11 protein-coding genes are annotated in these 12,302 nt (G+C 39.1%); all 11 read right to left on the minus strand.

Annotated features, from left to right (window positions below; all coding sequences use genetic code 11):
• Positions 1-98: 98 nt before the first annotated feature.
• Positions 99-1,094, minus strand: a complete 996-nt coding sequence (locus CIL03_RS10785) for a tetratricopeptide repeat protein (protein ID WP_094885854.1) — start codon at positions 1,092-1,094, stop codon at positions 99-101.
• A gap of 268 nt (positions 1,095-1,362) precedes the next feature.
• Complete coding sequence (locus tag CIL03_RS10790; protein ID WP_094885855.1) at positions 1,363-2,529, minus strand: RNA-guided endonuclease InsQ/TnpB family protein; 1,167 nt, start codon at positions 2,527-2,529, stop codon at positions 1,363-1,365.
• 235 nt (positions 2,530-2,764) lie between these two features.
• Positions 2,765-4,432 carry a glycerol-3-phosphate dehydrogenase/oxidase gene (locus tag CIL03_RS10795; RefSeq protein WP_094885856.1) on the minus strand — a complete coding sequence of 556 codons (1,668 nt, stop codon included), beginning with the start codon at positions 4,430-4,432 and terminating at the stop codon, positions 2,765-2,767.
• A gap of 614 nt (positions 4,433-5,046) precedes the next feature.
• Positions 5,047-6,537 carry a glycerol kinase GlpK gene (gene glpK / locus CIL03_RS10800; protein WP_094885857.1) on the minus strand — a complete coding sequence of 497 codons (1,491 nt, stop codon included), beginning with the start codon at positions 6,535-6,537 and terminating at the stop codon, positions 5,047-5,049.
• A 55-nt stretch (positions 6,538-6,592) separates the two neighbouring features.
• Complete coding sequence (locus tag CIL03_RS10805; RefSeq protein ID WP_094885858.1) at positions 6,593-7,402, minus strand: MIP/aquaporin family protein; 810 nt, start codon at positions 7,400-7,402, stop codon at positions 6,593-6,595.
• A 293-nt stretch (positions 7,403-7,695) separates the two neighbouring features.
• The gene (locus CIL03_RS10810) at positions 7,696-8,214 is read right to left on the minus strand and encodes an acyltransferase (RefSeq protein WP_094885859.1); all 519 of its coding nucleotides are present in this window, start codon (positions 8,212-8,214) and stop codon (positions 7,696-7,698) included.
• Between the two features lie 3 nt (positions 8,215-8,217).
• Complete coding sequence (ppaX, locus tag CIL03_RS10815) at positions 8,218-8,853, minus strand: pyrophosphatase PpaX (protein ID WP_094885860.1); 636 nt, start codon at positions 8,851-8,853, stop codon at positions 8,218-8,220.
• On the minus strand, positions 8,828-9,787 hold the full coding sequence (locus CIL03_RS10820) for a nucleoside recognition domain-containing protein (RefSeq protein WP_094885861.1): 960 nt from the start codon (positions 9,785-9,787) through the stop codon (positions 8,828-8,830). The genes ppaX and CIL03_RS10820 overlap by 26 nt, the downstream gene beginning before the upstream one ends.
• Before the next feature lie 40 nt (positions 9,788-9,827).
• A complete protein-coding gene (gene lgt / locus CIL03_RS10825) occupies positions 9,828-10,709 on the minus strand; it encodes a prolipoprotein diacylglyceryl transferase (protein ID WP_094885862.1) in 882 nt (293 codons plus the stop codon).
• An 11-nt stretch (positions 10,710-10,720) separates the two neighbouring features.
• Complete coding sequence (hprK, locus tag CIL03_RS10830; protein WP_094885863.1) at positions 10,721-11,656, minus strand: HPr(Ser) kinase/phosphatase; 936 nt, start codon at positions 11,654-11,656, stop codon at positions 10,721-10,723.
• Positions 11,657-11,813: 157 nt separating this feature from the next.
• Positions 11,814-12,173, minus strand: coding sequence for a phage holin family protein (locus CIL03_RS10835; RefSeq protein WP_094885864.1), 360 nt, complete (start codon positions 12,171-12,173; stop codon positions 11,814-11,816).
• Positions 12,174-12,302 lie beyond the last annotated feature (129 nt).

Below are 12,302 nucleotides of genomic sequence, written 5' to 3' on the forward strand. Positions count from 1 at the left end.
AATCAGTTCGTCTATCATTTTGCTTATAAAGGATGTTCGAAAAGACCGGTGAAAATGTTTCACCGCCTCGAACTTCACTGCCCGTTTTAACACGTACACTATTTCCAAGGCATTTGTTCATTGTCTAGCTTCGGATACTTTTTCAAGCCCTCTTCCCAGATAGTTGCTGCTTTATCCTTCTCACCCATGTGAAATGCTGCAATGCTGTACCATCTGAAATAGGATGGGTGAGTTTTTACGATTGCTTTATTCAAAGTACGAAACCTTTTATAGGCTTCCTCAAAATAAGCTGTTCTAGACAATGTTACAGCAATTTTCAATTTTTGCTGTTCATGAATCGGATATACATTTAGTAATGCCTGAATACTTTCTTTATATTCTCTTTTCTGACCCAGTTCATAGTAAAACAATGCTAAATTTGTATGGCTATACAGAGAATTAGGATTTTCCTTTAAAATATCGAGTTCAGCTTCAACTGCTTCACTTTTATTACCTGAAAAGAACAGGGCATGAGTATAATCATGTTTAGCCAATTTATGCTCCGGAAATAATGTGAGCATCTCTTCAATAAGTGGAAGGGCCTGATCCCATTCCATATTTTCCATATGATGAAATACTGTTTCCTGATAGATAAGAAGCTCGTCCTCATCCTCCAGATCCCAATCATCTTCGTCATTGTCATCGATATCTATTAAATCCAGCAAACTCTCTGCTTCTTCGGTGAAATCACCGTCGGGCTCTTTATCAAGGTATGACAACGCATATTTTTTTGCATCATGCAGTAATCCTAAATGGGCATAGTTATTTGCCAAAAGGTAGTAGCAATCCACGTAATCATCTGATTGCAGTACTTTTGTTAATAGCTGATTTGCAGCATGATATGCTCCAATTTCTGTATATATAATTGACATTTGACATTGATATAAGGCTTCATTTGGTTTTGCTTCTATCGCTTTTTTCATCCATTTTATTGAAATATCAAACTTTCTTTTTTGAAAAGCTTCTATACCTTTTGTGAAATAAAAGTCACCTTCAGGAATAAAAGGGATAACATTAGTTTGTTGTCCTTCTGCTTTAATTTTTACTTGTTGCATGCATATCCCCCTATAATTCGATACATCCGAACAAATTATAACATAGATGAATGGGAAATTATATAGTGTGTAATCTTATAGTGAAACCTCTCCAACTAATTGTATACACAATTTGATGGAGCTTCCAAAAAATCACCTATGATTTTAAGGACTTTCCTCATTCAGCGACCGTCACTTTGTTCTTTCGAATAAAGTTTTACACAATCTCCAGAGGCGTTGATTATCGTGTTCGGGCGGGACCTCGACCTACACTTTTCAGAAAATCAGTCTATGCTATTGGTTTCCACTTGATCTGTTGTAATCCGGCTTTTTCAATATTCATTGCTGCATTGTGGTCACGATCCAATATCGTTCCACAATGCTTGCATAGATGCGTACGAATGGATAATGATTTTTTAACCGTTCTGCCACAAGCGGAACAATTTTGACTTGTATAATGCGGTTTTACTTTTACAAAGAAACCGCCATTTCGCTCACATTTATACATCAGCATATGTTTGAATGAACCCCAGCCAGCATCATGAATGGACTTAGCAAGATGTCGGTTTTTAACCATGTTTCTAATTGTTAAGTCCTCAACAATTACAACACTATACTTATTCGAAATCCAGTAACTCTGCTTATGCTGGAAATCCCTGCGTTGATTGGCAACCTTTGCGTGGATTTTTTGCACCTTTTCCACTTGTTTTTTCCAATTATTAGAGCTTCTTTTCATTCGGGACAATTTCTTTTGCTGCCGCTTAAGACTCTTTTCTTTTATTCTCAAATACGTTGGGTTGTCTATTTCTGTTCCATCCGATAATACAGCAAACTTTTTAATACCAACATCAATCCCTGTTGTTTTGATCAAATCGGCCAGGATTTCCGGTGGGTTTGCGGGTCTTTCGACACTAAAAATCGCAAACCAGCGATTTCCCTTCCGTTTGATGATGGCTTGTTTGATGTTACCTTCTGGTTTTCGGTGGAGTATGATTTTGATAGAACCTAGTTTAGAAATGAATAAATTTCCATCCGAATCAAAAGATGCTGCATATCGAACCGGCTGAATTTTAGTCATGCCAGTTTTTTTATTCTTCACTTTTCGAGTGCCAGTTCCAAATTGGGTAAACGTAATCGAGGTATAGTCTTTGTGTTTCTTTAGCTTCGGGTAGTTTGCATCTCCCTTGAAAAATTTATTATATGCCTTTTCCAGACGGAAGAAGACTTCTTGCAGAGGCTGAGATGGGAGTGTTTTCAAAAATGTAAGTTTCTTTTTATCTTGTGTCAACTGTTTTTGTAGTAACATGTGGGACAGTCCCTTTTTATACTTCCTATAATAATTTAGTTTATCCAACAATGCAGAATTATATTGTTGGCGGCAGATGGCTAACCAGTATTCCAACGTTTCCTTTTGGCTTTCGGAAGGATAAATTTCATATTTATAATTCAGCAGCATTTGCCTTACCCCCCATCCACACGAATATATGTTCTTTTGTATATTTTACTAAATATTCTATCATTTGTCATCTGTTTTCTGCTTTTTATTTTGAAAAATAAAAAGAGCCATTCATCCCCCACTAAATCATAGATTTTGAAGGGAACTTCTGGCTAATGTGAGTTAAATGGATTTTCAAACATTATTTTTGTTAATTTAAATAACAAATAGGATTACGGTGCACGTCCAAATCAGCTTATGCTTTTACAGGTGTTACGGCATCATACAATAACTGCTCAAGTTCCTCTTTATATTCCCTTTTTTGGTTGTCACTCCATTGAAGTGACTTTGCCATGTATTCCAATACGTGACTTTTATGTGAATTCACCCAATTAATTTCGAAAAACAATGCGCCCGTTCTCCGGACAAAGAAGTCTGCCGGTTTGTATGCAAGTTCATACTCTATGGCATATACCAGTTCAGCAAATACAACCGGATCTATTGAATGCTGTTTTGCTTCAGCCTGTTTGCTTTGATACATTTCTATTATAATTTCTGAATTCGCACCATATCTCTGGATCAGCCTTAATGCTGTGGCTTCGTCCATGCCCACAGCTGTAGCCTCGTGTACTTTTCCTGCTTTATATTTCTTGAAGCCCTGTGAACCACCTACTTCTCCACCAGCGATTGGAAGATGCTTAGTTTCCGAATCCGAATATAGAATTCCTTCGTCTTCTTTTAATTGTTTAACGATTGTATCTACCGCTTCCTGAGCCATTTTCCGGTAGCCTGTCAGCTTACCGCCTGCCATAGAAACCAAACCCGAATCAGAAATGAAAATCTCGTCTTTTCGGGATATTTCACTTGGATTGTCTGTCCCTTCTTCCCCAATTAACGGACGTAATCCTGCCCAGCTGGATTCAACATGTTCCGCTTTCATATCCAAAGAAGGAAACATATAATTAATGGATTTCAATAAATAATCCCTGTCATCTTCTGTCATCACTGGATGTGCAATATCTCCACCATACGATGTATCAGTAGTTCCCACATATGTTTTATTATCACGGGGAATTGCAAAAATCATTCGGCCATCAGGAGTATCAAAATAAATTGCCTGCTGCAGCGGAAATATTTCCTTTGGAAAAACCAGATGAACCCCTTTTGTCAGATGGAGTGATTTTCCCTTCTTTGAATTATCCTTTTCTCTTAGCTCATCAACCCATGGACCACCAGCATTAATAATTTTTTTTGCATAAATTTTATGAGTGGCTCCAGTAATTTGATCTTGAACAATTACACCTTTAACCTTATTTGACTGATCATAAATAAAATCAATTGCTTTTGCATAATTTACAGCATTGACGCCCTTTTGAACTGCCTTTTTCAATACTTCGATAGTTAGCCGAGCGTCATCTGTTTTATATTCCACATAATATCCGGCACCCTTCAACTCTTCATCTTTAACGAGCGGCTCTTTTTGCAGTGCCTGTTCCGGACTCAGCATTCTGCGCCTTTCCCCTTTTTTTACTCCTGCTAGCAGGTCATAAACTCTTAAGCCTATATTTGTTGTAAAGGGGCCGAATGTGCCACCTTTATGGAATGGAAGCATCATCCACTCAGGTGTTGTAACATGTGGTCCGTTCTCATAAACAATTGCGCGCTCTTTCCCTACTTCTGCAACCATTTTTACTTCAAATTGTTTTAAATAGCGCAGGCCGCCATGTACAAGCTTTGTTGAACGGCTTGATGTTCCCGCCGCAAAATCCTGCATTTCCACTAGCCCTGTTTTTAATCCACGGGTTGTGGCATCTAATGAAATACCTGCTCCTGTAATTCCCCCACCAATTACTAAAAGATCCAGATTTTCGTTCTCCAAATTACTAAAAATTTCTGACCGTTCATAGCTGGAAAATAAATTCATTATCTGCACTCTCCAATTCTTCATATTCTCTATACATATAATTACCCCATTTCAGGAGTAGTAATGTATTCTTCCTCTTCTTTTACTATTTTTGATACTCTCCAGTTCTTGTACCTCCGCTGTTTCTATAGGCTGCGACATAACTTAATACTTAATATGATGTTGAGCTACCGCTGCGGAAATACACTACGCTGATGGTCCGATTACTGCTGATGAATTGCATTAGTAATAATATACAAAGTATCTAACCACCTCACCAGTTCGGGTGAGCGGAGGGCGGTGACTCCTGCGGGAATAGCACGAGTCCGAAGACCCCGCAGAGTGGTTTTCTCGAGGAGGCTGAGGCCGTGCCCGCGGAAAGCATCCGCCCGCAGCGATCCCGAACGGCGATTTTAGCAGATACCAATTATGTCGCAGTTTACATCAACTGCAAAATAGAATTTCTGCCGTATTACAATCAACGATTTAGAAAACAGTCTTGAGAAATCATAAAAAACCGCAAAAATCCACCAATGCTTTGTTAAGCATAAGGGGTTTGCGGTTTCTCCATTTCTCCAGCCAAATATATTAACTTAAATTTACTATATCATAGCATTCACTTTACGTATAGTATTTTACTTAAAGGCCTGCGCTGCTTTGACCGCTTTTTTCCAGCCATCATATAATTCTCTTCTATCTTCCTGTGATAAATCCGGATCAAAGGTTTTATCAATATTCCACTGTTTGGCAATTTCTTCTTTACTTTCCCAGAAACCTACAGCCAATCCTGCCAGATATGCTGCACCCAATGCGGTTGTTTCATTAATAACCGGACGTTCCACGGGTACATCCAGCATATTACTTTGAAATTGCATCAGAAAATCATTTTTCACTGCTCCGCCATCCACCCGGAATTTTTTCACATCGATACCGGAATCTTTGATCATGACATCAACCACATCACGTGTCTGGTAGGCTAACGATTCCAGGGTAGCCCGAACGAAGTGCTCTTTCTTTGTTCCGCGGGTTAAGCCAAATACTGCACCACGAACGTCACTGTCCCAATATGGTGTTCCCAGCCCTACAAAAGCAGGCACGACATAAACTCCATCCGTAGAATCTACGGCTTTCGCAAGGGGTTCACTTTCTGGTGAGCTATCAATAATCTTCAATCCATCTCGCAGCCATTGGATGGCAGATCCAGCAACAAAAATACTTCCCTCCAATGCATATTCCACCTTGCCGTCTATACCCCAGGCTAATGTGGTAAGTAATCCATTTTCTGACTTCACACCTTCTTCACCTGTATTCATTAGCATAAAGCAGCCGGTCCCATATGTGTTTTTAGCCATTCCTTTTTCGAAACAAGCCTGTCCGAAGAGAGCTGCCTGCTGATCACCCGCAATGCCAGCGATTGGAACCTCATGCCCATAAAAATGGTAGCTTACTGTTTTATCATAAACCTCCGATGATTGCTTAACCTCGGGAAGCATAGATTTAGGTACTCCCAGAATATCAAGGAGTTCATCATCCCACTTTAAATCATAAATATTGTACATCAGTGTTCTGGAGGCATTGGAATAATCCGTAATATGTTTCTCGCCGCCAGTTAATTTATATACCAGCCAGGTATCGATTGTACCAAATAATAGATCACCATTTTCTGCTTTTTCTCTTGCTCCATCTACATTATCGAGAATCCACTTAACCTTCGTTCCTGCAAAATAGGGATCAATTAAGAGGCCAGTCTTTTCTCTGAACAGTTCATTATGTCCATCCTCACGCAGCTGATTGCAAATTCCCTGAGTTTGTCTGGATTGCCAAACGATGGCTTTATAAACAGGCTTGCCTGTATTCTTATCCCAGACAACAGTTGTTTCCCGCTGGTTTGTTATCCCAATTCCAGCAATCTGTTCTGGTTCTATATCACTTTTTCTAAGGGCATCTGAGATACATGAAAGGACGGATGTCCATATTTCATTGGCATCATGTTCCACCCAGCCAGGTTTTTGAAAAAATTGCTCGAATTCCTTTTGACCGGTTTCTATAATTTCTCCATCATGATTGAATATAATTGCCCGGGAACTCGTTGTTCCTTGATCCAAGGCTAAAATGTATTTTTCCATGGAAAATTCCTCCCTATAAACTTCTTTATTCATTTACTTCGCGAAAGTGCCTTTATTAACCTGCTTTAATACTTGCTTTTTTAAGTTCTATTTTTATAGCTGCAGCAAATAAAATAACAATCAGGATACTTGAAATCCAAAAAATTACCGTTCGATTTCCTTCAAACATAGCCTGATAAAATAAACCACCATACATTCCGCCAATTGCTGGCCCAAGAACCGGCACCCATGAATAACTCCAGTTCGAACTGCCTTTTCCGGGAATAGGCAGAAACCAATGAGCGATCCGCGGGCCTAAATCACGAGCAGGATTAATTGCATAGCCTGTGGTTCCCCCTAGTGACATTCCGATTACAACAATTAATAAACCAACTATCAGCGGGTTTAAACCTTCTGTGAATTCATTTGCACCAATAAATAAAATTCCCATTACAAGCACAAACGTACCAATCACCTCACTGACAAGGTTAGAAAGAGAGCTCGGAATTGCCGGTCCTGTACTAAAAACACCAAGCTTAGCATCCGGGTCTTCTGTTTCTTTCCAATGCGGCAAGTAATGGATGAAAACAATAACTGCTCCAGCAATTCCCCCAAGCATTTGGGCGGTGATATACATTGGAACCTTGGCCCAGGGAAAATCACCTACTGTTGCCAATCCTAATGTAACTGCAGGATTAATATGTGCTCCGGTTATATTCCCTACAGCGTAAACTCCCATTGCAACACCCAAACCCCAGGCAAATGTTACTAGTACCCAACCAGCACCTTCTGCTAATGATTTTTTCAAAGAGACACCAGCTACTACACCTGCCCCAAAAATAATTAATATCATTGTACCGATTAGTTCCCCTAAAAACTCAGACATGATGCAACCTCCAGAACATATCAGGGTAAATACCAATTATTATGTTATTCCACAAATTTCAGATTTTATAACATTTCAAGCGTGGAATTAGATAAATGAGCTTTATCCAGAATGTAAAAAAGACCATACACCAAATGGTATATGATCCTAAGCCTTATTCGAATCTGTTTGATTCTTTAATCGGTATTGTAGCTGCTGCTATTTTGCCAATTAATAACCGGAAATTCCGTATCTGTATGAAATTGTTCAATTTACCCACGGAATAGTAGACAAACCTGGAATGACTTCACCTTCTATAACGTAAAATTCTCTTCACGCTTTTCCATTTCTTCCTTTGTATAAATCACTTTCATCGGGTTGCCTCCAACAAAGGAACCAGCAGGAACATTTTTATGCACTAGTGTACCAGCGGAAACAATGGCTTGATCTCCGATTGTCACACCTGGAAGGATTGTTGAATTCGCACCGATCAATACTTCATCACCAATAATAACCTTGCCGACCCGATATTCCTTGATCAGATATTCATGTGCTAATATCGTTGTATTATAGCCAATAATGCTATTTTTGCCTACAGCTATTTTTTCCGGGAACATTACATCTGGCATTACCATCAATGCAAATGCAGTTTTATCCCCTATCTTCATACGCAGAAAGACACGGTACAGCCAATTTTTCATACCTAGAAAAGGTGTATATCTTGCAAGCTGGATAACAATAAAATTTTTTACGACCTTCCAGAATGAAACTGTTTTATAGATTTGCCATAATGAATTCGCATTCTCTACCCGAAACCGTTCCGTATTCCGCATTGTTTACACTCCTGTTATTTTCAGCAAATCACGCATATCTTCCAGCATGTAAGTCGGATTATGTTCCAGTAAATGATCTTTTCCTTTATGTGCCCATGCGACACCTGCTGTTTTGACACCTGCATTTTTTCCTGCTTCTATATCATGATAATTGTCGCCAACCATTAAAGTTGTGTTTGCTTGTGAGTCCAGTTCCTTCATCGCTTTAATGACTGGTTCCGGATGCGGTTTGGGATGAACGACATCATCCAATGTTATGACAGTATCAAAGAATTTATCTAACCCTGTGATCGATAGACCCAATTGAACAGTATCCTTCATCTTTGTTGTGACAATACCAACTTGAATGTTATTATTCTTTAACTCTTCGATTGTCTCCAGAACGTTTGGAAAAACTTTTACATATTGTTCATGGTTGGACAGATTATGATCACGATATGTTTTAATCATAACTTCAGCCCTGGCCGGATCAATCTTTTGAAACGTCTCCGTTAATGGCGGGCCATTAAACCCCATTATTTCTTTTGTCGTAAAAGCAAAATTGTAATGCTTAAATGTGTGTTCAAATGATGCGATAATAAGTTCATTGGTATCAATCAAAGTGCCATCAAGATCAAAAAGTACTGTATGAATGCTCATGTGCTGAATCCTTCCTTTTCTTATTGTCAACTCGTTTCCAAATAAATGCGATAGTCATTGTTAATAGTATGGCAGTTATCAGACGAATCATAAGCAATGGCCACACTGGAATTCCCAATGGGATAAATATCAATGTATCCTCTACAACCGCATGGCAGGAAACAAGGAATATCAATGCAAGATACATGTCCTTTCTCGAAACTCCATCCTCTTCAACTGCCTGAATCATTAATCCGGCTCCAAAGGCTAAACCAATCGTTAAACCTGCCACCAATGTCATGGATGTGTTTTTTTCCATTCCAAGTATTTTCATAAATGGAGCGAATTTTTTTGAAAAAGCAGTGAGCCAGCCTTTTTCACGTAGAATTTGCATAACTATCATTAAGGGAATTACGATCAATGCAAGCTGAGCTACTGCCATAACTGAAGTTTGCAAACCAAAAAGTGTAATTTCCCCCCAGCCTGAAAGTACCGTTTCTGATGACGAAATAAATCCATAATTTGCCTGTTCTGTACCACCACTCCAAAAGAGGTTAATCAGAGTTCCTGCTAATAATGCCAGGCTGATGCGGATTCCTGATATCAGCCACCAGCTGACACCGACACGCGATGCTACTGCCGATTCGATAAATAAATTATGGGAAAAAGAAAGCATCATCGCCATGATAAATACTTCTTTTACTGTAAAATCAAATGAAACAATTGCTCCAATTCCAGCATATAAATTCAGTGCATTCCCCAACACAAGCGGAACCGCTGCTTCCCCTGATAACCCAAGAAGTCCCATTAAGGGCTCCAATTGCCTGATAATCCAGGGAAGTACTGGTGTATATTGTAAAATCGTAACAATTAATGTGATTGGAAAAATCACCTTACTTAGTGTCCATGTAACTTGCAGGCCTTGCTTTAAGCCACGATAGATAATTCCTTTCAATTTATTTCCCCTCATTTCCAGTCATACATCGAAGCAGCATTTACTTTTTCTTTTTGGACTTCTTTTTAGGTTTCTTTTTCGTATTCTTAGTTGTTTTAGTTGACTCAATATAATTATATCTGACTGTTGTTCCTGCCATACGGCGATAAATAATTAATATTGCAGCACCAATAATAAGCAGAATCGAAATCACTTGGGCTGTTCGAAGTTCTCCTACTAGATACAAACTATCAGTCCGCATTCCTTCAATAAAGTAACGACCGATTGAATATGTAATAGCATAGCCTAAAAATATCTCTCCGCGTAATGGATTATATTTTCTCAATACAATTAGAAATATAAATACAAGTATGTTCCAAAAAGATTCATACAAAAATGTCGGATGGTATATGACACCATCAATTACCATTTGATTCATAATAAAGTCCGGCAAATATTGATGAAAGCTGTTGTAGACGGATTCAGATATCGGTCCCCCGTGGGCCTCCTGATTGATAAAGTTACCCCAGCGGCCAATCGCCTGTCCAAGTATCAGACTTGGTGCAACAATATCCGCCAGCAGCCAGAAGGAAATATTTCTCACTCGCGCGTAGACAATAGCAGTCAGAACACCGCCAATAACAGCACCGTGAATCGCTATGCCTCCCTCCCAAATGGCAAACACATCGGTCCATGGCCCGTCTGCATATCTTTCCCATTCGAAAACTACATAATAGATTCTTGCACAGATAATGGCAACAGGAATGGCAAAGACAATAAAATCAATCATTAAATCTTTATTCAAACCAAGCCGGTCTGTCTCTCTGGTGGCCAAATATAATCCTAAAAATGCTCCCAGAGCAATAATAACGCCATACCAATATATTGTTAAAGGACCGAGTTCAATAAAGACCCGATCTATTGGGGGTGCACTCAATATCAATAAAATCACTCCTATTCCATATCATCTTTTTCCTGTTCGATCATCGTAGTTAATCTTTCCGAGAATTCCTCAGCAGCATTTACCCCCATCCTTTTCAGACGGAAGTTCATTGCTGCAACCTCAATAATGACTGCAAGGTTTCTTCCCGGGCGGACCGGTATCGTAGATTTTGGTACATGGACATCCATAATTTTCATTGTATCTTCATCCAGCCCCAACCGATCATATTGTTTCTTTTGATCCCAAATTTCCAGGTTAATGATCATCGATATTTTCTTATAACTGCGAACTGCTCCAGCTCCGAACAGTGTCATTACATTTATAATTCCCAGACCACGTATCTCCAGCAAATGCTCAATAAGTGGCGGGGAATTACCGATTAACGTGTCATAATCCTCTTGACGAATTTCAACACTGTCATCTGCGACAAGACGATGCCCCCGCTTTACCAGTTCCAGTGCAGTTTCACTTTTACCAACACCACTCTGACCTGTAATTAGTACACCTACTCCATAAATATCCACTAACACTCCATGGATAGCTGTAAACGGTGCATATCTTGCTTCCAGGAAATTGGTTAAGCGGCTGATTACACGAGTTGTTTTTCTCGGTGAACGGAGAATGGGCACCGCTGATTCGTTTGCTGCATCAATCATTACCTCAGGTATATCCATTCCTCTTGTTACTACAATCCCAGGCGTGATATCTGTACATAACTTCTCAACCCGATCTTTTTGCTCCTGAAATGTGAGATCCAAAAAATATGCCATCTCCGTCTTGCCAATCAATTGCAGCCGTTCTTTCGGATAATATTTAAAATAACCAGTCATCTCAATTCCTGGTCTCGAAATATCACTTGTTATAATCTCTCTATGTATTCCATCTTTCCCTGCGACAAGTGTCAGATTAAAATTTTCCAGCAGATCTTTCGTCCGGACCATTGCCATACTATATACCTCCTCGTAACCCATACATAACTGCTTTTAATTGTAGCACATTTGAGCAGAAAACACGCACTTACAAAAACATGTATCTTTGAAAAAGCTGTTTTTTGGATTATATTTTTTTCCAAAAGAAAAACCCGTGCTTTTCTTCCACACGGGCCTACACCTTCACCGAATCTTTTACCAGACTGTTTAAAAGTAAATTAATTATCGAAATAATTATGGAAGCAATAATTGCTGTGCCAAATCCATCAATATTAAATGATCCCCCCATAATCGCCTGTGTGAGCATTAACGTAATGGCATTAATGACAAACAGGAAAAGCCCAAGACTTATTACCGTAATAGGCAACGTTAAGATAATGAGAATGGGTTTTACGATCACATTCAAAATCGATAAGATAATACTTGCTAAAATAGCTGTGCCAAATCCATCGAGATGGAAAGAATTAAACAATTGGGCGACAGCGATAAGTGCAACTGCATTTAATACTACGGAAATAATCCAGCGAGCTAGCATAAATAGCCTCCTTTACAATAACTGGTCAGGTATTTGAAAATATTATTCACACTATACTATTCTTCATTGCTATAATGCATTCCTGCAGTATAAAAGGTTCTTATGATGAGCAGAACAGTTATCCCTTTA

Source organism: Virgibacillus indicus, from assembly GCF_002266285.1.
Taxonomy (GTDB): Bacteria; Bacillota; Bacilli; order Bacillales; family Amphibacillaceae; genus Virgibacillus_K; species Virgibacillus_K indicus.